The organism is Acinetobacter junii CIP 64.5, assembly GCF_000368765.1.
GTDB lineage: Bacteria > Pseudomonadota > Gammaproteobacteria > Pseudomonadales > Moraxellaceae > Acinetobacter > Acinetobacter junii.
The window spans coordinates 667009-687863 of the sequence record NZ_KB849655.1 but is presented as its reverse complement, the minus strand read 5'-3'; the positions used below and the strand labels follow the sequence as shown (position 1 = coordinate 687863).

General features: G+C 37.9%; 20 protein-coding genes. 7 read left to right on the top strand and 13 right to left on the bottom strand.

What is annotated here, in order from left to right:
• The first annotated feature begins 16 nt into the window (after positions 1 to 16).
• The 3 genes from F948_RS09055 (at position 17) to F948_RS09045 (ending at position 3288) form a co-directional block, all read left to right on the top strand.
• Positions 17 to 331 (top strand): hypothetical protein, encoded by a 315-nt coding sequence (locus tag F948_RS09055; RefSeq protein WP_004912208.1) that lies wholly within the window; start codon positions 17 to 19, stop codon positions 329 to 331.
• Between the two features lie 415 nt (positions 332 to 746).
• Entirely contained in the window at positions 747 to 1913 is a 1167-nt protein-coding gene (locus F948_RS09050; RefSeq protein WP_004962925.1) for an ATP phosphoribosyltransferase regulatory subunit, read from the top strand.
• Between the two features lie 55 nt (positions 1914 to 1968).
• A complete protein-coding gene (locus F948_RS09045; protein WP_004912203.1) occupies positions 1969 to 3288 on the top strand; it encodes an adenylosuccinate synthase in 1320 nt (439 codons plus the stop codon).
• Between the two features lie 370 nt (positions 3289 to 3658).
• Here F948_RS09045 and F948_RS16590 read toward each other — a convergent pair whose 3' ends face one another.
• Positions 3659 to 4666 carry a helix-turn-helix transcriptional regulator gene (locus F948_RS16590; RefSeq protein ID WP_004912201.1) on the bottom strand — a complete coding sequence of 336 codons (1008 nt, stop codon included), beginning with the start codon at positions 4664 to 4666 and terminating at the stop codon, positions 3659 to 3661.
• A gap of 212 nt (positions 4667 to 4878) precedes the next feature.
• Between F948_RS16590 and F948_RS09035 the strand changes: the two genes are divergently transcribed.
• The 4 genes from F948_RS09035 to F948_RS09020 all read left to right on the top strand — a co-directional run bounded on the left by F948_RS09035 (position 4879) and on the right by F948_RS09020 (position 8644).
• Positions 4879 to 6429: a circularly permuted type 2 ATP-grasp protein gene (locus tag F948_RS09035; RefSeq protein ID WP_004962922.1), complete on the top strand. Its 1551-nt coding sequence runs from the start codon at positions 4879 to 4881 to the stop codon at positions 6427 to 6429.
• Between the two features lie 86 nt (positions 6430 to 6515).
• Positions 6516 to 7118 carry an alpha-E domain-containing protein gene (locus F948_RS09030; RefSeq protein WP_004962919.1) on the top strand — a complete coding sequence of 201 codons (603 nt, stop codon included), beginning with the start codon at positions 6516 to 6518 and terminating at the stop codon, positions 7116 to 7118.
• Complete coding sequence (locus F948_RS09025; protein WP_004962916.1) at positions 7115 to 7894, top strand: transglutaminase family protein; 780 nt, start codon at positions 7115 to 7117, stop codon at positions 7892 to 7894. Before F948_RS09030 ends, F948_RS09025 begins: the two co-directional genes overlap by 4 nt.
• Before the next feature lie 15 nt (positions 7895 to 7909).
• Positions 7910 to 8644, top strand: coding sequence for a proteasome-type protease (locus F948_RS09020; RefSeq protein WP_004955098.1), 735 nt, complete (start codon positions 7910 to 7912; stop codon positions 8642 to 8644).
• A 34-nt stretch (positions 8645 to 8678) separates the two neighbouring features.
• Here the strand turns inward: F948_RS09020 and alr are convergent, their stop codons facing one another.
• From alr to cyoA, 12 genes are all read right to left on the bottom strand, one after another.
• On the bottom strand, positions 8679 to 9749 hold the full coding sequence (gene alr / locus F948_RS09015; protein WP_004962913.1) for an alanine racemase: 1071 nt from the start codon (positions 9747 to 9749) through the stop codon (positions 8679 to 8681).
• A gap of 56 nt (positions 9750 to 9805) precedes the next feature.
• Positions 9806 to 11251, bottom strand: coding sequence for a replicative DNA helicase (gene dnaB / locus F948_RS09010; RefSeq protein WP_004912188.1), 1446 nt, complete (start codon positions 11249 to 11251; stop codon positions 9806 to 9808).
• Between the two features lie 182 nt (positions 11252 to 11433).
• Positions 11434 to 11880: a 50S ribosomal protein L9 gene (rplI, locus tag F948_RS09005; RefSeq protein ID WP_004912185.1), complete on the bottom strand. Its 447-nt coding sequence runs from the start codon at positions 11878 to 11880 to the stop codon at positions 11434 to 11436.
• Between the two features lie 12 nt (positions 11881 to 11892).
• A complete protein-coding gene (gene rpsR / locus F948_RS09000) occupies positions 11893 to 12120 on the bottom strand; it encodes a 30S ribosomal protein S18 (protein ID WP_000090661.1) in 228 nt (75 codons plus the stop codon).
• Between the two features lie 11 nt (positions 12121 to 12131).
• A complete protein-coding gene (gene rpsF, locus F948_RS08995) occupies positions 12132 to 12515 on the bottom strand; it encodes a 30S ribosomal protein S6 (RefSeq protein ID WP_004912183.1) in 384 nt (127 codons plus the stop codon).
• Positions 12516 to 12647: 132 nt separating this feature from the next.
• The gene (locus F948_RS08990; RefSeq protein WP_004962909.1) at positions 12648 to 13379 is read right to left on the bottom strand and encodes a DUF3142 domain-containing protein; all 732 of its coding nucleotides are present in this window, start codon (positions 13377 to 13379) and stop codon (positions 12648 to 12650) included.
• 12 nt (positions 13380 to 13391) lie between these two features.
• On the bottom strand, positions 13392 to 15506 hold the full coding sequence (locus F948_RS08985; RefSeq protein ID WP_004962907.1) for a PA5441 family protein: 2115 nt from the start codon (positions 15504 to 15506) through the stop codon (positions 13392 to 13394).
• An 86-nt stretch (positions 15507 to 15592) separates the two neighbouring features.
• Positions 15593 to 16471 (bottom strand): heme o synthase, encoded by an 879-nt coding sequence (gene cyoE / locus F948_RS08980; RefSeq protein WP_004962903.1) that lies wholly within the window; start codon positions 16469 to 16471, stop codon positions 15593 to 15595.
• 10 nt (positions 16472 to 16481) lie between these two features.
• Entirely contained in the window at positions 16482 to 16811 is a 330-nt protein-coding gene (locus F948_RS08975) for a cytochrome o ubiquinol oxidase subunit IV (protein ID WP_004912170.1), read from the bottom strand.
• Entirely contained in the window at positions 16811 to 17431 is a 621-nt protein-coding gene (gene cyoC / locus F948_RS08970) for a cytochrome o ubiquinol oxidase subunit III (protein ID WP_004962899.1), read from the bottom strand. Before cyoC ends, F948_RS08975 begins: the two co-directional genes overlap by 1 nt.
• 4 nt (positions 17432 to 17435) lie before the next feature.
• Positions 17436 to 19418, bottom strand: a complete 1983-nt coding sequence (gene cyoB, locus F948_RS08965) for a cytochrome o ubiquinol oxidase subunit I (RefSeq protein WP_004962896.1) — start codon at positions 19416 to 19418, stop codon at positions 17436 to 17438.
• 3 nt (positions 19419 to 19421) lie between these two features.
• A complete protein-coding gene (gene cyoA, locus F948_RS08960; RefSeq protein WP_004912161.1) occupies positions 19422 to 20477 on the bottom strand; it encodes a ubiquinol oxidase subunit II in 1056 nt (351 codons plus the stop codon).
• Positions 20478 to 20855: the final 378 nt, after the last annotated feature.

Below are 20855 nucleotides of genomic sequence, written 5' to 3'. Positions count from 1 at the left end.
TTTATTGGGGAATGTAATGGGCTTAATGATGGTTTGGGGATTTATTGGATTATTGCTGTTGGCAGTTTTATTTTTGTTTTGGTTCTTGTTTAAAAATAATCAACCTACTGATGCTGCAAAGGATATTGTTAGGCTAGAGGAAAAAGTCTTGCATTTAGAGCTGCACCTCAAAAAAGGTCTTGAAATTATGCAAGATATGGCAAAAAAAATGCATGTCCAACAAGAAGTATTAGACAAGACGATTGCGAATGTCGCTGCTTTAGAAAAGCAGAATGCTGAATTGGTGGGGGTTCTAGAAATCGTGGTAAAGGGCACAAAAGGCAAAAGCTAAGTTCATTTGTTTATTTGAGTTGTTTTATAAATCTACTACTTAGTCAAGCAGTTTCTTATTTGGAAAAATACTATAAGCATATTTTGCTTTAATTGTTTAAGTAACATTCGTCATCAAAAAGTAATATCTCACCAATCGAGAACAGTTCAATAGTACAGATGTTGGGCACTTCTTTTCATGGAACATAAGTGTTGTTTGTATTGATGAGTGATCTTAATGTATTGAATCTATTTGTTAAATTTAAAATAACAAGTTGCTGGCTTTCTAGTTAATTGGTAAAGAATTATTCAAATTCGAAGGTGCATCACATAAATCTTCATGCTACACTACGCTGAATCGGGCATTCACCCGATTTTTTTATGTGGTTGCTTTTTATGTGGATGCCTCCACGTTAAACAGATTTTAGGTTTGGAACATGACCATTTCAGAGACATGGTTGCTCCCTGACGGGGTGGCAGATGTATTACCCGAACAAGCGCAAGTTGTCGAAACATTGCGCCGAGAAGCTCTAGATTTCCTCGCAGTTCGAGGTTATCAATTGGTGTATACGCCATTTATTGAATACATCGAATCGTTGTCTTCACTTTCAGAATCAAATCAAGATTTAGATTTAGTTACTTTCAAAGTTATAGATCAACTTTCTGGTCGCTTGTTAGGTGTTCGTGCTGATATGACACCTCAAGTAGCGCGTATTGATGCACATGTACGACCAATTGAAGGCGTCGCTCGTTATTGCTACGCAGGCACAGTCCTTCATACTAAACCACAGAATTTCAATGCAACGCGTGCGCCTTTACAATTGGGTGCTGAGCTATATGGTCATGATAGCATCGAAGCTGATGTTGAAATGATTGATGTGATGTTGGGTCTAATTGAACAAACGCATACTTTAGAAGGCGCTCATTTAGACTTAGGTCATGTAGGTTTATTCCGTAGCTTAGTTAAGCGCGCTGGTTTAAATAAAAATACAGAGAATCAACTTTCTGATCTTTATCAGCGTAAAGCTTTACCAGAATTAGCTGAGTTTACCCAAGACTTATCAATGGGCTCTGATTTTTATGCATTAGGTCGTTACGCAAGTGATTTGGGTGCATTAAAAGCGAATCTTAGCCAAGATATTTTAAATGATGCTGACTTCAAAACTGCATTTGAGGCTTTAGAAAGCACATTTACACAAATTCAGTCTAAATGGTCGAATTTAAACATCGGTATTGATGTGATTGAGCTTCGTAGTTATCACTATCACACTGGTTTAATGTATGCCATTTACGCACCTAATCGCGCAGCACCACTAGCTCAAGGTGGTCGTTATGATGGAATTGGTGAACACTTTGGTCGTTCACGTCCTGCGACTGGTTTTAGCTGTGATTTATATGCATTAGGATCTACTCAGTTTACTGAAATTGAAACGATAGTAGCTCCTCGTGGAAATGATCAAAATTTATTGAAAGCAATTGCAGATGCACGTCATCAAGGTATGCGTGTAGTGCAACTGTTAGGTAAAGATGATTTAAACTCTGTTCCTTATGCGACGCATCAAATGGTGTCACAGAATGGGCAATGGGTAATTGAAAAAATTTAATTGCTAAGTTTTGACTTAGTTTCCAATTTTAACAGCATGATGTAATGAGGCTATTATGGGCAAAAATGTTGTGGTACTTGGTACCCAATGGGGCGACGAAGGTAAAGGTAAAATCGTCGACCTGCTCACAGACCAAGCGGCTGCGGTAGTTCGCTATCAAGGTGGACATAACGCGGGTCATACTCTAGTGGTCGGTGGTAAAAAGACTGTATTACACCTCATTCCATCTGGTATTTTACGTGAAAACGTATTGTGCTTAATTGGTAATGGTGTTGTGCTTTCACCTGAAGCATTAATCAAAGAAATGGCGATTTTGGAAGCTGAAGGCGTACCTGTTAAAGAGCGTCTTCGTATTTCTCCAAACTGTCCATTGATTTTGCCAAATCATATTGCACTTGACCAAGCACGTGAGAAAAAGCGTGGCAATGCTAAGATTGGCACGACTGGTCGTGGTATTGGTCCTGCTTATGAAGATAAAGTTGCTCGTCGTGCTGTACGCGTAGCTGATCTTGTTCGTGGTGGTGCAGTACTTGAAGAAAAACTCAAGGAAATGCTTGAGCTTCACAACTTCCAACTTTCTCAATTTTATGGTGTTGAAGAAGTTAAGTTTGAAGATGTGATTGCACTTTGCAATGAATGGCGTGAGGTTCTTGCACCATTAGTGATCGATGTAACTAAAGTGTTACATGATTATCGTAAAGAAGGCAAAGCAATCATGTTCGAAGGTGCACAAGGTTCATTACTTGATATCGATCATGGTACTTATCCTTATGTAACTAGTTCGAACACAACTGCTGGTGGTGTGAGTTCTGGTTCGGGTATGGGTCCATTACATTTAGATTATGTACTCGGGATTACTAAAGCATACACAACACGTGTAGGTGCAGGTCCATTCCCTACAGAGTTGCACTATGATGCAGCAACAGATACAGGTGATGCAATTGGTCGTCATTTAGGTACAGTGGGTCATGAGTTTGGTGCTTCTACTGGACGTCAACGTCGTTGTGGTTGGTTTGATGCCGAGATTCTTCGCCGTTCTGTTGAAGTGAACTCTTTATCTGGTATTTGCTTAACTAAGCTAGATGTACTTGATGGCTTAGAAGAAATTAAAATCTGTGTAGGCTATGAAGATGTTGATTCAGGCTGTGCAGGTTCTTCTGACGCGATCTCATTTGAAAGCTTGAAGCCTATCTATGAAACTATGCCAGGTTGGAGCGAATCTACAGTAGGTTTAACTCAGGTTGATCAACTTCCTGCAAACGCTTTGGCATATGTTAAACGCCTTGAGCAGTTGATCGAATGTCCAATTGATATCATTTCAACTGGTCCTGATCGTGCGGAAACAATTATTTTACGTCATCCATTTTCAGCTTAAGCTGAGTGAATGATTAAAAGCTCCCTTATAGGGAGCTTTTTTATTTTAAAAGCTTTATATATTTAAAATCCCTAGCAGATAATTAGATTTTCATTGCGATCTTTCTTATTTCACAGCTTGAAAAATCTTGATTATATTGATTGTACGTTCAAACAAAGAGGGCTTTAACTATGACGAAAAAGACGATTCGCTATAATGGATACGAACTTGCGTGCCGATGTTAATTCATTATCAGCTTTTCATCGTTGGAGGGACTTATTTTGATCTGGCGGGCGAAAAAATAAGTCCTATACAATATGTATAAAAATAAAAACCTTATCTTTAAGTATAAAATTTTAATAAGTCTAAGAGAACCAAATGGTTCTCTTTTTTATTCATTATTTTCAATCTCTCTCACTGCATTATAAACAGCCGCAGGTTCGATATTGAGTAATTTTTTACCAAAACTTCTCAGCCACCAAACGAGTTGTGATGTAAATGGAACTGTTGCCACAACTTCTACAATATTTTCTTCTAGGGATGTAATCGTTTGATCTTTGCTAAGTTGGCTTTCATAAAAGCTTTGAGCTGTGCTTTCGCTCATTGTGAGTTTTAGCTCAATTTGTTCGGTTGGTTTGCTGTAGTCCACTCTAAAACCAAGAGCACCCGAATCAATATAGTGATCAATATCAAAGTTAACGGGATGTAGAGCACGACTTTCAAGAACAGTCGCTGCTTTAAAACGGTGCAAGGCAAATGTTTGAACTTCTGTTTTATCATTACGTGTACAAATAAGATAAATCACAGCACCTTTTTGAACCAATGCTAGGGGATTTAAGATATAGGTTTTATCTTCGCCTTGATTAATTCTGGCACGATAAACACATTCGATTTGTTTATCTTGCAATAAGCCTTCATAGATGGCTTGTTGCGCATTTTTATCGACCATTGGTGGTATTAAAGGTTGGTTCGCTGGCACGATACGAACTCGATTAATCCATTGGCGCACGTTATTTTGGGTTGAAAGACTACGTTTCGCTAAATCAAACCAAGGCGTCATCTCTTCGAGTAGACTCGGTGGTAGTAAATGACGTAGGTGTTCTTCTACCATCATAAAAGTTACCGCTTGGGAACTAGTCATATGCGGTAAGCTTTGGATCGGTGCATCTGAACGCCAGCGCCAACCTTGTGGTACGGTTTTGTTGCTTTCAATCGGGAAGCGTTGTGCAATTTGATTTAGATCTCTTTGAATGGTGCGCAAACTTATATCAATGCCTTCACGTTCCAATATTTCTTGTAGTTCACGTGTACCCATCCATTTACCAGTAGATAGGCGAGACAATATTTGCCATTGGCGATAAAGGCTATTTGAAGTTTCTTTTTCTTGTATGGATGACATAAGTTCTGAATTTAACTCAATGCTCTAAAGTGTACACAATAAAAAAACTCACTTGATTTAGCAAGTTCATAACACAGAGATTAAGCATTTACGACTGAAACATGGCTAAGTTTAATAGAGTATATAAGTATTGGTTAAAAAATATACATATATTATAAGTGGCATTGAAATTGCTTATTAGAGATATAAATAAATGATGAGACGAGGTTTCTATGTCAGAACAAGAACACGATCTATTTATCACGACTGATTACTATGCGACGCAGCAAACAACAGCAGTAAATTTACAATCGTCTACATTTATTTCACAGCTCAAAGTTAATACAAATTTGTTTGAGCAGCTTAAATCAAAATTCTTTAATGAGATGCTGGATGATAAAAGTTTTAACGGTGAAGCATCTAAGAAGATCGAGGAGTGGTTAAGTCAGCGAAGTCTTGATGAATTAAAAAATCTAGGTGCAGTCGCTAAACAGCATTTTCTATATGAAGGAATTACGTTTAATGTTTATGGAGATCAAGAGGGCACGGAACGTACCATTCCTTTTGATTTGATTCCACGAGTTATTGAAAAAAAACAATGGGAAAAAATTTCTTCAGGCTGTGAGCAGCGTGTTAAAGCTTTGAATTACTTCTTGGATGATATTTATCACGGTCAAAATATCCTAAAAGAAGGCATTATTCCTGCGCAACAAATTATGACTCATGAAGCTTTTCAGCCTCATATGCTGAAGCACCACCTCAAAGGAAAGATATATTCACAAATTAGTGGTATCGATATTATCAGAGATGATCAGGGTGATTTTTTTGTACTAGAGGATAATTTGAGAACACCTTCAGGTGTGTCATATATGCTTGAGAGTAGAAAAATTAGCCAAAAATTGATGCCTGATTTATGTGTGAGTAATAATTTACAAGGTATCGAACACTATCCGAGTCTGTTGAAGCAAGTTCTGACGGAGAATGCTTATGTGGATCAACCTTTAATCGTGGTGTTAACACCAGGGCGTTTTAATAGTGCTTATTATGAACATGCATTTTTGGCACGGGAAATGGATGTACCCTTGGTTACGAGTCGAGACCTATTTGTTGAGAATGATAAAGTATTCGTAAAAACAATTCGTGGACGTCAACAAGTGGATGTAATTTATCGTCGTGTTGATGATGATTTCTTAGACCCTTTAGTCTTTAGACAAGATAGTACTTTGGGTGTTGCAGGATTAATGTCAGCATATTTGCAACATAATGTTGTGATTGCAAATGCACCAGGTACAGGTGTTGCTGATGATAAATCGGTTTATCCCTATGTTGGTCAAATGATTGAATATTATCTGGGCGAAAAACCTATTCTAAATAACGTACCAACATATCAATGTCGTGAAGATGATCAATTAGATTATGTATTAAATCATTTAGAAAAATTAGTGGTAAAAGAGGCCCAAGGCTCTGGTGGATATGGAATGCTGATCGGACCACAAGCAGATCAGGCACAGATAGAAGCATTTAAATTAAAGATTATGGCGACGCCACATTTATATATCGCTCAGCCGACTTTGGCGTTGTCTGTGGCACCAACACTAACTGTCGATGGGCTAGCTGAACGACATATTGATTTACGACCATTTGTATTGAGTTCTCCTTACCGCACTGAAATCGTACCGGGAGGATTAACGCGAGTTGCGATGCAAGCAGGTTCGCTTGTTGTAAATTCCTCACAGGGTGGGGGTATTAAAGATACTTGGGTGGTAGAAACGTTACGTTCCTAATTTTCCTTCTCATTGTTCAATCGACTCACTCATTTAATTGACTTGGATGGGTGATTTGGAAATTTTAAAAATAAAGGAGGATATATATGACGTTACTCAGTTCAAGTGCTCAACATGTATATTGGTTAGGTCGTTATTTATTTAGAATCGGTTATGTTGCGGAGCAACTCCCTTTTGTGGATGATCAAAAAGCAGAAGTGTTTGCTCAAGGTTTATGTTTGCATATTGAAGATGCAGAAAAATTGAATCAATTTATGCTAGATGAGAAACAACCTTACTCATTAATTAATCAACTCGAAATTGCTCGTAATAATATCCAAGAACTTAGAGCTTTGTTTTCAGCAACTGCATATGCTGAATTAAACACGCTGATAAAAAATGCGACCAATACACCTGACATGATTTTAGAGCTAGTTCAAGATTGTCGAGAGATTTTAAAAAATGAGAAAGAGGAGGTTTTTCTATTTTTTCATCTAGGTCAGTCTGTTGAACAAATCGACACACATTTTAGATTCCATAAAAATATACATTCTGTTCTTGATTCAATTGATCCGATGATAGTTCAGCTTTCTAATTTGGGTTGGAGTGATCTTCAACACAGCTGGAATGGATTGAAAGATCAACCATATCTGAATCAGTTTTATGAATTTACTTATAAATTGGAAAATCAATTTGAGGTGTATGCATGAAACTTATGGTAAATCATCAAACACACTATCGATATACACAAAATGCACGTAATAGCGTGCAGTCAATTAAGATGATGCCGCAAAGTTCTAAGCATCAGATTATTGAGAATTGGCATATCAGTGTACCAGGCGAATATCGTTGCCAACGCGATGCCTTTAATAATCTCTGGTTAACTGCAACACAGCATCATGATTACCGATATTTGACGATCATGGCTCAAGGAGTTGTAGACCTATTTGACACTGAAATCGGGCATTTCGAAAATGAAATTTCGCCTTATATTTTTTTGCAAAGAACCAGTCTGACTCATTGTGATCAAGTGATGTTATATTTCGCACAAGATATTGTTCGCACCAAAGATCGACAGCATTTAATTCTTTTATCTGAGAAGATATTAGAAAAAATGCCATACCAACCTGAGAGCACATCCGTCACAACATTGGCTACAGATGCATTTTATGCTGCTAAAGGTGTTTGCCAAGACCATGCACATGTCATGATTGCAATGTGTAAAGCATTACATTTACCTGCACGTTATGTTTCTGGTTATTTGTATGATCAGAATCAACCGCACCTTGCCAGTCATGCATGGGCAGAAGTATTTGTTGACAATCAATGGTATTGTTTCGATGTTAGTAACCAGATATTTAGCCCTCAAAATCACATCTATGTAGCAGTTGGTCGAGATTATCTTGATGTTGCCCCTGTTCGTGGGGTTCGTGAACAGGGTGGTGTGGAGAGTATGATGTCGGTTGTTCAGGTTTTAGCGTGTTGAAGAAAAGAGAGCAAGATGACCTATTGTTGTGCATTAAGATTGGAGCAAGGTTTAGTACTCATCAGTGATACTAGGACAAATGCAGGGGTCGATCATATTTCAGTATTTCGTAAATTACATACTTTTGGTATCGAGGGTGAGCGTTTCATCGCACTTCAGACCGCTGGTAATTTAGCGACAACACAAGCAGTTTTAGGACATCTACAAAATTCTTTAACACTGCATCAAGAGCCAAATCTATACACTGTAAATACAATGTTTGAGGTAGCTGAACTTGTTGGTAAAACTTTGCGCAGAGTTTTAGAAGACATCACAAGTAATACTCAAGAGCAGATGAATTATTCATGCAGTATCTTGGTGGGTGGACAGATTAAAGGTGAGGAAATGCAGCTTTATAATGTTTATCCTCAAGGAAACTTTATTTGTGCGACTACGGATACACCTTATTTTCAGATTGGTGAAAGCAAGTATGGTAAACCTATACTAGATCGTGCTTTGCACTATACGATGCCACTTGATGATGCTTTACGCTGTTCTTTGATTTCATTTGACTCAACGCTACGCTCAAATGTATCTGTAGGTTTACCTTTGGACGCTTTGGTATATCACAAAGATAGTTTCGTTATTCCTGAAGGTAAACGAATCAGTGAGGAAGATCCATATTTTACTCAAATTAGTAAACAGTGGTCAGAGACGTTACGTCGAGGTTTACAAGAGTTGCCAAAACCTACAGCGGATTACGGTTTATAAAAAAAATCCAAGCTTTTGCTTGGATTTTTATTGATTAGATACGTTGTCTTTGTGGTCTATTACTTAGTCGGCATAAAAGTTCATAACCGATCGTACCATTTGCATTTGCGACATCATCAACCAATCGTGTTTTACCCCAAAGTTCAACTTTGGTGCCGACTTTAACTTGAAGATTAGTTGTGTCGATCGCAATCATGTCCATACTTACTCGACCAATAACAGGAGTCAGTTGCTTATCAATCGCTACGTAATTAGGTTTTACATATGCACGTGGATAGCCATCACCATAGCCAATAGAAACAATTGCAATTTGCATACTATTCGTTGCTGTAAAAGTAGAACCATAACCTACGCTTTCGCCTGCTTGTATTTGATTTAATGCAATAATTTCTGCTTCAAAACTCATTACAGGTTTTAAATCAAGTTCATTAACATCTTTATCTACAAAAGGTGTTGCACCGTAAAGCATAATCCCAGGACGTACATAATCAAAATGTAAGTTTGGATATTTATAGATAGCAGCAGAATTACAACAAGAGGCTAATATCGGTTCGCATGCATTTTTTACGTCTAAAAATTGTTGAATCTGTTGCTCATTTAACGGGTGATCTGCATCCGCATTTGCAAAATGCATAGTGAGTACACAGTTAAAATTCAATGATTTTAGTTGATGAATAACGGCTATAATTTCATTACTCTTAAAACCTAAGCGATTCATCCCACTATTTAGTTTTACCCAAACCTTAAGTCCTAAGGCATTATAGGCTTCTTTATTTTGGATTAACCATTCTACTTGTTCATGTCGATGTACAACGCATTCAAGTTTCTGTTGAATAACATCTTCCATCTCATTTTCAGTAAATACACCTTCAATTAAGGTGATGGGTTGTGTATATCCCAGTCGCCTAATCTCTAAAGCTTCTTCCAAACAAGCTACACCAAAAGCATCCGTTGCATTTAAGGCGGCTAAACAATCCTGTACTCCATGCCCATATGCATTCGCTTTCACCATACTTACAATTTGGGAATGTGGTGCAAGTTGTTTAACACGGTTTAAATTATATTGTAGTGCTTCACTATCAATATAAATTGTTGCTTGGCGCACCCTGAGTACTCCTTTGGGACGGCTAGAAAATAAGTCAGATTACAAAATATTATGCGTTATTCTTCATCATCAAATTGTGCATAGAATTCAGGTGAAAGATTACTAAAGCGAGTATATTGTCCTTCAAAGGCGAGACGGACAGTACCAATAGGTCCATTACGCTGTTTACCAATGATGATTTCTGCTGTGCCAGCTTCTTTAGATTCTTTGTTATAAACCTCATCACGGTAAATAAACATAATCAAATCGGCATCTTGCTCGATCGCTCCAGATTCACGCAAGTCAGACATTACTGGTCGTTTATTTGGGCGATTTTCCAGGCTTCGGTTGAGCTGAGATAATGCAATTACAGGACAGTTCATTTCTTTTGCTAATGCTTTTAAGCTTCGCGAAATTTCAGAAATCTCACCAACACGGTTATCTCCCATACCTGGAACTTTCATCAACTGTAAATAGTCGACCATGATGCAACCGATTTTTCCATCATGCATTTTGGCAATACGCCTTGCACGTGCACGAACTTCAGTTGGGGGTAATGCAGAAGAATCATCAATATAAAGATGTTTTTCCTGTAATTGTAAAATCGTACCAGTTACTTTTGACCATTCGTCGCCGTCCAATTTACCTGAACGTAGATGCCCTTGATGAACCTTCCCATAAGAGGAAATCAAACGCATTGCGATTGAATCTGCTGGCATTTCCATAGAGTAAACAAGAGCAGGGAGGTTGCAATTAAACAGTACACTCTCGACTAAATTCATGGCAAACGTGGTTTTACCCATCGAAGGACGTGCAGCAACAATAATTAAATCGCCCGCCTGCATACCATAGGTTTTATTGTCTAATTCAAGAAAACCTGTAGAAAGTCCTGTGATGTTGCCATCCATTTTGGAAAGCTCATCTAATTTGCTAATTACATCAGCTGTTACTGAGCTGATCGACTTTGGACCTGAATCTTTTTTATTGTTGTTGTGCTGTTCCGCTAAAGAGAAAATATTAGTTTCAGCTAAGTCTAGAATTTCACTAACAGGACGACCTTTGGTGTCGTAAGCATTTTGTAAAATATCAGTACTGACTTTGATCATACTGCGTAAGGTTGAAAATTCCTTAATTTTGCTGGCATAGATCTCAAGGTTATAGAAGCTCGATGGTGAATCCGCCATCAATTGCATTAAGTATTCTTCACCGCCAATCGCATCGAGTAGATTCTGCTTAAGTAACCAGTCATTGACTAACACTGCATCATAAGGTGAGTTTTCTTGCGCTAATTTTTCAATAGCTCGATAAATATATTTATGTCGAGTTGCGTAAAAATCATTTTCCTTGAGTAAGTCACCCACTTGTTCAAATGATTCTGCTACCGTCATTAATGCAGCTAAAACAGCTTGCTCAATCGCAAGATTATGAGGAGGCGTTCTAAACTCTTTTAGTTGACTTGAGTCATTCACTTTACTCTCAGCGTTGGGAGTATTTTTTGCAAAATTGGCATTTGCCTGTGACATAACAAGACCTAATAAAAAGATGAAACCGTAAATGAATGACTATCTTAATCCAAATGGATACCAACAGGAGAAGTTTATTAAAGAAAATTGTTTAAGTGATGAAAAAGTAGAATCAAAGCTTAAAGCAAAATTATGGACATAAAAAAAGAGCATGTAAAAACATGCTCTTTTTTTTGCAGAAATTACTCAGATACGATAGTAACGAGAACTTCAGCAACAACATCATGATGCAATTGGATTGCGATGTTGAATTCACCAGTGTGACGAAGCGCACCGTTTGGTAAACGAACTTCTGCACGATCTACTGCTAGACCAGCGTTCGTTAAAGCGTCAGCGATGTCACGAGTACCGATAGAACCGAAAAGTTTACCTTCATCACCAGCTTTAGCAGTGATAACGATATTTACTTCGTTCAATTGTTCAGCACGTGCGTTCGCAGCAGCTAAAATAGCAGCTTCTTGTTTCTCAAGTTCAGCACGACGAGCTTCAAATGCAGCAGTATTTGCTTCAGTTGCAGCTACAGCTTTACCTTGAGGGATCAAGAAGTTACGACCGTAACCAGCTTTTACTGATACTTTGTCGCCTAATTTACCAAGGTTCTTAATGCGTTGTAATAAGATAACGTCCACAGCTCACCTCACTTACTTATGGTTGTCAGTGTACGGAATCAAAGACAAATAGCGAGCTTGTTTAATAGCTAACGCTAATTGACGTTGATAACGAGCTTTAGTACCTGTAATACGGCTAGGAACAATCTTGCCGTTTTCAGTGATGTACTGTTTTAAAGTGTCGATATCTTTGTAGTCGATGTACGCAACATTCTCAGCTGTAAAGCGGCAGAACTTGCGACGACGGTAAAAACGTGCCATTGATGTTCTCCTTATTCAGCTTCTTGAATTGCTTGTTGTGCTTCTTCACGTTGAGCTTTACGCGCACGTTTTTCTTCAGCACTCTTAGCAAGTAAAGATTCTTCAGTAATTGCGTGTTCACGACGGATGATGATGTTACGAATGATTGCATCGTTATAACGGAACAATTCTTCTAATTCATCAAGAGTCGTTTGACCACATTCAACATTCATAAGAATGTAGTGTGCTTTGTGAATCTTGTTAATCGGGTAAGCCAATTGGCGGCGGCCCCAATCTTCTAAACGGTGAATTTGACCATCAGCTTCTTTGATCTGAGAGATATAGCGTTCAACCATACCTACAACTTGATCGCTTTGGTCTGGGTGTACCAATAGTACGATTTCGTAGTGACGCATTGTCAGCTCCTTACGGTTTAAGCAGCCCCTAACTTAAAATGAGTCAGAAGCAAGGAGTCATAACTTAAAAAGTTATGTCGCAAATTGCGAAGCTGCGATTTTAGACACCTTTCACCCAAATCGCAAGTAAATTCACGGTTTTTCACGCAGTAAAAAGATCACATAGCCTTTAAAATGCGGATCATAAACTGTCTTTAAGTCACTATATAATTTTCCATATTGCACAAAACCAATTTTATAAGGCAGTTTAAGATTTGCTATACGTTTTAAATATTCAGGGTAATTGGGAATAGAGGTGGTGCCTTGATAGGTTTGGATCACTAGTTCATCAATATTTTGTCTAAGAAGTTTTAGGGTGTCTTGCTCTTTAAAATTTGTCCAATCAAGTAATCCTGTAATACTGAGTTTATATTGAGCGGGAAGTTGACTTCTGAATTGACTTAAAAAATATGCGTATTCATTTAGATTGCGGGTTTTACTGTCAAAATCAATTTGAATCCCTTCAATCTGATTGCCTAGATTTTTCCAATGGTTTAAGCGAGTTAAGATGGTTTGGTAATTTTGTGAACTCCAATCTAGGTGGTGGGTTCGAAAAACGAGCCAAATTTTTTGATTGGGTAATTTTAAAGTACCAATACCTTGCGGTATCAAAATTGAAGTCTGTTTTTGTTTTGAATAACGGATTTCACCTTGCAGAATATAAAGCTCTTTAGCCTTTGAGAGATAGGGGACAGATTTGATTTCACCCCAAATCCAAAAGGATTGAAATTGATTGGCATCGATAGTTGGAGTTGCTGGTCGACTCGGTTGGTTTAGTCCTAATATCAACAGCAACACACTAAAAAGAATACACCTTAACCACATCAAAGAATAAACCTACCAATAATATTTTAGTGATTTAGCCCATGCACTTGTTGGATAATCTCTTTTGATTTGATCGTACCATTGCTTACGCGTGTTTTTAGCCACTTCGATACCCCCGCAATCATTTATTCCACTTGGCGCATAACATTGAATTGCCCTATACAGTGCATAAGCATGTAAATCATCTTTTCGAGAAGATTTGATAATGTCTTTATAAATTTCACCGCGTGCGAAAATTTTTCCACTTATAGTTGGTTTTTGTTGCTCGTCATAGCTGAGTTGTTGCAGGCTATAACCTTGTTCACTTCGCATAAACTCTCCCAAACAAATGTTGAGTAGGGGATCATTTGGCAATTTACTGAGTTGTTGGATCAATGTTAAGAGATTATCGCATTTGAGTTGAGCCGTGATGTTTGATCCATTCCAAATAAAATTAGCAAACTCAGGTTTGTTTTTTAAGTGTTCTTTTGCACTTGAATATCCTTTGTATTCACTCGCATTTTTAGGCAAATATGAATATTTTTGTTGAAATAAATCGAATCTCTGGTGAACTAAACTTTTGCTTAATAAGGTATGAATAGCAGCTTGCTTTTGATCGACTGTGCTTTGATTTGATTGAATAATCTTGTCTAAACTATCTATATTTGCTTGTTGAGTTATAAATTGTTTTTGTAGATTTGGTTGGCTTATTTTGGCTTGCTTTCCTATAAAAGCTGAATAATCTTGTTTGATATTCAAATGTTTAGATAATGCGGTTTCAAATAAAGCCTTCTGATAAAGTGTATGTGCTTGAGCAAGCTGGTTAGTCCAGTATTCTTCAGCAGTTTGGTTTTGACCGAGTTTTTCCAATATTTGACCTTTTAAAAAAGTTTGGCTTAGTTGTAAATAATTAGTATTTTTAATATTTGACTTTGGTAAATAATTTAAAGCATCTTGGGGTTTATTCTGAATAAAAAATAAATGAATCGCTCTTAAATAGTTAAATAATTCAGATTGAGTTTTAAAGAAATCTTTTTGTGCATTAAGTTGAGACCACGTAATAGGTTGGTAATGTTCAGTTTTGTAGTCACGCATATTCATTAAATTATATATCGTCAAGAAAAAAGGGTCCTTGAGATTTTTGAGTTCAAATGAATTGCTACTAAAAATACGTCTATCAATTTCAGCAGGAAGTTGTCCCATATCTAAATTGTAAAATTTAGATTTAGGATTTTGAATTTGCCATACGATCTCATTGACTAAAAGATCTTGGCGTTTAGATAACCAAAAACCACGACGTAAAAATCCACGCGCACTTGCTACATAACGACCATTAGGGTAAGCATTTAGATAGTTCGTGATATGACCTAAGAACTGTTTTAGTAAATTTGGATTAATATTATCAAGGTATACATCACCGTATTGATCAACACCTGTTGCATAAGCTGAATTAAGTGTCGTCCGAATCAACATATATTGAGCTGTTTCTTTCAACCATGCATCTTCAACCGAAGTTAATACCGCAAAAATTTTCTTAGAAGATGAATAGTTAGCATTATAAAACAAAATACTCGCATTTAAATAAGATGCGTACTGACGCGTGGTTGTTGACCAATTTGGATCGATAGAGATCAATGCAATTTTATTGTCACATTGATTCATCTTCTTGCGTTCGTTGATCAGAACCAGCTTTTCATTTGCTGGAATTAGTTTATGGGTTTTAACTTGATCAATAAAAGCATTGTTGCCTGAATTAAAACTGTAACAACGTTCATCAAATATGATTTCGTCTTTTACTGCTAATTCATTTCTCTGATTCTGAATTTTATTCTTCGTTGCCAACGATACATTTGCAGCATCAAATGGCACATAACCAAAAGTCGCGTCCCATAAGTTTTGATCTATCTGCATTGGTTCGATTTCAGCTAGACCCAAATCGCTTAGTAATAAGGCAGTATTAGTTTGACTATCGTTTGAAGGATATAGAACAGGTAAATTACTGCAACCATTTAGATCGCGATCATCTAAGTGTAGATTTGGTTCACAGATATTTTCAGCTCCAGCATAAATACTTTGAGCTTGAATAGAAATTGCTGTGATAAAAGTATAAAAAATGGGTTTTAAAATCGATATATTTTGAAGTTTCATTTAGGCAATAAAGTATGAATGTTTTTATTGCACGAAATGATAACAATTGAAGCAGAGAATAAAAAGATAGAGGTTCCTCTATCTTTTTAGAAAATAGGGAAGGTGGGTGCAGGACTATTAAAAGTAAAACTGAAACTTAAACTAATTACAGTAATCAAAATCACTGAAAATAAGAAAAAGCGTTTTGCCCAAAGTTGGTCATTTTCAGCTTTAAAACCTAAAATACCAATGTAGAACCAGTAAGCACAAAGTAAATTACAGATCACCAAGAATACAATATTGGTATATCCATAAACATATAAACCATTCATCGCAATAGTAAATAAAATCACATAAATTAAGGATTCTATTTTCGTGCGTAGAATAGAGCGTGCTACAGGTAAAATTGGTACTCCTGCGTTTTTATAATCATCAAAACGATAGATAGCAATAGCCCAAGAATGTGGCATTTGCCATAAAGCATATGCAACAAAAATTAATAGGGCAGCCATATCAAATTGTTGAGTTACAGCCGTATAACCAATAACAGGAGGACTCGCTCCAGAAATACTACCAATTACAGTTTGATGGATTGTAGTACGTTTAGTCCACAAACTATAAAAACCGACATAGACAACAAAACCAATGACAGCAAACAAGAATGCATATGCATTTACAAAGAACCATAAAATGCCAAATCCAATAGCTCCTAAGACCAATGCATAGAGCATTGCAATTGTTGGAGAGATTGTCTTTTTAACAAGAGCACGATTCATCGTACGCTGCATTTTTTGATCGATATCTTGGTCAATCACATTATTCACGACACAACCAGAAGCAACTACAAAAGTTGTCCCTAGTAAGGTCAATAATAATAAGAGGATATCTATAGCGCCTTGGGCGGCTAAAAAGAAGCCGCCCAAGGTGGTAATAAAATTACCGAAGAGAATTCCTGGTTTAGTCAGGAATAAATACTTTTTCCACATGATAATCAGTTTAGATCATCATGTTGTAGTGTAGGTAATTCATAATCCATACTGAACCAACAAGAAGAACAGCGATACATAGGATTGTGTAGATGAATGCAATCAAGTTCCAGCGTTGTTCTGATGATGTATTCATGTGTAGGAAATACACAAGCTGTACAAGCACCTGAGCAACCGCTGTAATTGCGATTACAGTCATTAAAATACCACGACTAAAACCACCCGCCATCACCATTCCAAAAGGAATGATGGTGAGGACAACAGACAGGATGAAACCAACCGTGTACTGTTTGAAATTACCGTGTGATGCACCTGCGGCATTATGGTCATGACCACTCATTAGAGAACTCCCATTAAGTAAACGACGCTGAATACACAGATCCAAACGATGTCAAGGAAGTGCCAGAACAAGCTTAAGCAAGCAAGACGACGTGTATTCGGTAGTGTCAAACCATTCTTCTTGATTTGATACATAAGCACGAGCATCCAAACTAAACCAGAAGTTACGTGGATACCGTGTGTACCAACTAAAGTAAAGAATGCTGATAAGAACGCACTATGAGTTGGACCATGGCCAGCATGTACAAGGTGCTGGAATTCATAAATTTCCATCCCAATGAACGTTGCACCAAATAAGAAAGTAACAAACAACCAAGCAATCACTTGATTAACGTTCTTTTTATAAGATGCAAGAACAGCGAATCCAAATGTTACCGAAGAGATCAAAAGGGCAAAGGTCTCAGTTAAAACAAAACCTAAAGAATCACCAAAAAGATCTTTCGCACTTGGAGTACCAGGCGGAATATGACTGCTTAATACAGCGAACGCAATGAAGAGTGATCCGAAAAGAATCAAGTCACTCATCAAATATGTCCAGAAACCAAAGACCGTTAAGTCTGTGTCATCGTGTTCGTGATGACCGTCATGACCGTGGTTGTCGTGATGAAGTACTTCAGCCATTTCCTTAGTCCTTCTTCAAGTGTTTTTCAAGTAACGCATAGCGTTCATTTTCAATACGTTCAACTTCTGCAGCAGGTACGTAGTAATCAACATTCTTAGTGAATGAGCTTACTATCAAGCTAACAACTGAAGCAACGAAAGAAACAACTACAAGCCACCAAATATGCCAGATCAATGCAAAACCAAGAACAGTAATGAACATTGCAATGATGAAACCAGCTGCACGATTAGTCGGCATATGGATATCTTCATATTTAGTATCGCGTGCGTAAGCTACACCATTTTCTTTATCTGTCCAGAAGCGGTCGATACCGTCAGCTGCTGGTAGATGTGCAAAGTTATAGAATGGAGCAGGAGATGAGGTAGCCCATTCAAATGTACGACCATCCCATGGATCGCCTGTGTAGTCCATATTTTGATGACGTTGTAAGAAACCAACGATAATCTGCATAAGGAAACAAGCAATACCGATAGCAATCAATACTGCACCGAACAATGCAATTGCTAAGTATGGATCCCATTCAGGGTTGTCATATGTATTCAAACGACGTGTCATACCCATGAAGCCAAGGATATAAAGAGGCATGAATGCAAAGTAGAAACCAATAAACCAGAACCAGAACGCAGCTTTACCCCAAGCTTCATTGAGTTTCCAACCAAACATTTTCGGCCAGTAGAAGATGATGCCGGCAAACATACCAAACACCACACCACCGATAATTACGTTATGGAAGTGAGCAATCAAGAAGAGTGAGTTGTGTACAAGGAAGTCCGCAGGTGGAACAGCCATAAGTACACCAGTCAAACCACCGATACCAAAAGTCACAAGGAAGCCAAGTGTCCAAAGCATCGGGGTAGTATAAGTAATGCGTCCCTTATACATTGTGAATAACCAAGAGAAGATTTTCACACCTGTAGGAATCGCAATAACCATCGTCATAATACCGAAGAATGCGTTAACGTTTGCACCCGCACCCATGGTAAAGAAGTGGTGAAGCCATACAACGAACGCAAGTACAGTAATTGCGATAGTTGCATATACCATTGATTTGTAACCGAACAACGTCTTACGAGAGAAAGTTGCAACGATTTCTGAGTATAGACCAAATGCTGGTAATACTAAGATGTAAACTTCTGGGTGACCCCAAGTCCAAATCAAGTTCACATAAAGCATTGGGCTACCGCCAAGCTCATTTGTGAAGAAGTGGAAACCGAAGTAACGGTCTAATGTCAACATTGCAAGCGTACCTGTTAATACAGGGAAAGATGCAATGATTAACACAGCTGTACAGAGTGATGTCCAAGTAAAAATTGGCATGTCCATTAATTTCATGCCAGGTGCACGCATTTTAATAATGGTAACGAAGAAGTTAACACCAGATAAAAGCGTACCTAAACCTGAAACTTGCAGTGCCCAAATGTAGTAGTCAACACCTACACCAGGAGAATATTCGATGCCAGATAGAGGTGGATAAGCCATCCAACCTGTCGCAGCGAATTCACCTAACGCTAGTGAAGCCATCATCAACCCAGCAGCACCAGCAAATAACCAGAAACTTAGTGAGTTCAATAATGGGAATGCAACGTCACGAGCACCAATTTGTAGCGGTACTGAGATGTTCATCATACCTACAACAAGACCCATTGCCACGAAGAAGATCATGATTACACCATGTGCGGTAAAAATCTGATCGTAGTGTTCTGGGTGTAGGTAACCTTCACCACCGCCTTTAGCGAGGAAAAGTTGTAAACGCATCATGATTGCATCAGCGAAACCACGCAATAGCATGATTACAGATACAATGATATACATAATACCGATTTTTTTATGGTCTACTGATGTGAACCATTCGTTCCACAGATAGCCCCATTTTTTGAAATAAGTAATACCAGCAACAAGCGCGATACCACCTAAAACCATCATTGCAACTGTGACCAACACGATCGGATCGTGCGGAATTGCATCAAGTCCTAACTTTCCAAACATGTCTTATTCCTCTGCAGAAGCTGTGGCATGTTCATCATTGGTATGAGTTGCTTCAGTTGCATGCTCAGCAGGAGCTGAGTGGTCTGCACCATGATAGTTGCTCATATAATGATTGATAACAGATTCGAATAATTTAGGCTCAACTGAAGAATAATAAGTCACAGGATGTGGCTCTGTAGGGTAAGGCTTCATTTCTTCAGCCTCTTGCTTTTCTTCTGGAGTCTTTGCTTTTGCTACAAGTGCTTCGATCTGATATTTAGAACGATTGCCATCTTTAAGAGTCGCTAATTCAGCTTGGTCAAGTGTACCTTTTTGAATTGCTTCAGCATTGATACTTGTACCATTACCCGCTTTAACAGCTTCTACCCACTGTGCAAACTCTGGTTCAGTTACACTATGTGCCTTGAAGCGCATTTGTGAGAAACCATAACCTGAATAGTTAGCTGAGAAACCACGGAATACACCTGGTTCGTCTGCTAAAAGGTGAAGATGAGTCTGCATACCCGCCATAGCGTAGATCTGACCACCTAACTGTGGGATGAAGAACGAGTTCATCGTAAAGTTAGAAGTAATCTTAAAGCTTACAGGCGTTTTTTCTGGGAAGCGTACTTCGTTTACCGTTGCAATGTTTTGCTCAGGATAGATAAAAATCCATTTGAATTGTTCAGCGATGGCTTGAACAGTTAAAGGCGCTTTATCTGACTCTAACGGACGGTAAGGGTCGTACTTGTGGGAACCCCACCAAGTTAACCAAGCTAAAATACCAATAATAATGACAGGAACACCCCAAACAACGATCTCAATTGTCGTAGAGTGTGCCCAAGTAGGTTTATAGTCTGCATCTTTATTCGATGCGCGATATTGCCAACCAAACCATAATGCCATGATAATTGATGGAATTACCACCAAAAGCATTAGATAGATCGCAGTCATCATGAGGTCACTTTGACCTTGACCAACTGGACCTTTATTGTTTAGTAGTACCATATCACCGCCACACCCAGTCAAGAGTGCAGCCATCGTTGATAAAGACAATACAGCTAAAATCGTTTGTCTCATTTTACAACCTCGGTGAAGAGTCCCATTCCCTAATTAAATTATGGGATAGCGATTAAAGTGTCGCATGATTGATAAGAATTTTTTGTGAAATGCTTGTCAATTATCCGACACCGCTACGTTGTAGGGCATTATGCCTCATATTGAAAAACTAAGCTACTGATAAAGTACGCTGAAATGCTTGTTTTCAAACCCGATTTATCTTGTAGGGATTCGGGTTCAGTTGTTATTTTTCTCTATAGATATCAATTTAATATATAAAAAAAGAGGAGTAAATCCCACTACTGTCCCATAGTTTGCTTTAAATAAAAAAACCTGAGTCTAAATAGTTAAAATATGAGTGCAAACAAACACTTTAACTATAAAGGACTCAGGTTTTGT

What these genes read in the sequence shown, in the direction of transcription:
- F948_RS09045 (WP_004912203.1), top strand. Translation starts at nt 1,969, where the DNA reads ATGGGCAAAAATGTTGTGGTACTTGGTACCCAATGGGGCGACGAAGGT.
- cyoA (WP_004912161.1), bottom strand. Translation starts at nt 20,477, where the DNA reads ATGAGACAAACGATTTTAGCTGTATTGTCTTTATCAACGATGGCTGCA.
- rpsR (WP_000090661.1), bottom strand. Translation starts at nt 12,120, where the DNA reads ATGGCACGTTTTTACCGTCGTCGCAAGTTCTGCCGCTTTACAGCTGAG.
- F948_RS09025 (WP_004962916.1), top strand. Translation starts at nt 7,115, where the DNA reads ATGAAACTTATGGTAAATCATCAAACACACTATCGATATACACAAAAT.
- cyoB (WP_004962896.1), bottom strand. Translation starts at nt 19,418, where the DNA reads ATGTTTGGAAAGTTAGGACTTGATGCAATTCCGCACGATCCGATCGTG.
- cyoE (WP_004962903.1), bottom strand. Translation starts at nt 16,471, where the DNA reads ATGTGGAAAAAGTATTTATTCCTGACTAAACCAGGAATTCTCTTCGGT.
- cyoC (WP_004962899.1), bottom strand. Translation starts at nt 17,431, where the DNA reads ATGGCTGAAGTACTTCATCACGACAACCACGGTCATGACGGTCATCAC.
- F948_RS09035 (WP_004962922.1), top strand. Translation starts at nt 4,879, where the DNA reads ATGTCAGAACAAGAACACGATCTATTTATCACGACTGATTACTATGCG.
- F948_RS09020 (WP_004955098.1), top strand. Translation starts at nt 7,910, where the DNA reads ATGACCTATTGTTGTGCATTAAGATTGGAGCAAGGTTTAGTACTCATC.
- dnaB (WP_004912188.1), bottom strand. Translation starts at nt 11,251, where the DNA reads ATGTCACAGGCAAATGCCAATTTTGCAAAAAATACTCCCAACGCTGAG.
- F948_RS08975 (WP_004912170.1), bottom strand. Translation starts at nt 16,811, where the DNA reads ATGAGTGGTCATGACCATAATGCCGCAGGTGCATCACACGGTAATTTC.
- F948_RS09055 (WP_004912208.1), top strand. Translation starts at nt 17, where the DNA reads ATGGGCTTAATGATGGTTTGGGGATTTATTGGATTATTGCTGTTGGCA.
- F948_RS09050 (WP_004962925.1), top strand. Translation starts at nt 747, where the DNA reads ATGACCATTTCAGAGACATGGTTGCTCCCTGACGGGGTGGCAGATGTA.
- F948_RS08985 (WP_004962907.1), bottom strand. Translation starts at nt 15,506, where the DNA reads ATGAAACTTCAAAATATATCGATTTTAAAACCCATTTTTTATACTTTT.
- F948_RS08990 (WP_004962909.1), bottom strand. Translation starts at nt 13,379, where the DNA reads ATGTGGTTAAGGTGTATTCTTTTTAGTGTGTTGCTGTTGATATTAGGA.
- rpsF (WP_004912183.1), bottom strand. Translation starts at nt 12,515, where the DNA reads ATGCGTCACTACGAAATCGTACTATTGGTACACCCAGACCAAAGCGAT.
- F948_RS16590 (WP_004912201.1), bottom strand. Translation starts at nt 4,666, where the DNA reads ATGTCATCCATACAAGAAAAAGAAACTTCAAATAGCCTTTATCGCCAA.
- F948_RS09030 (WP_004962919.1), top strand. Translation starts at nt 6,516, where the DNA reads ATGACGTTACTCAGTTCAAGTGCTCAACATGTATATTGGTTAGGTCGT.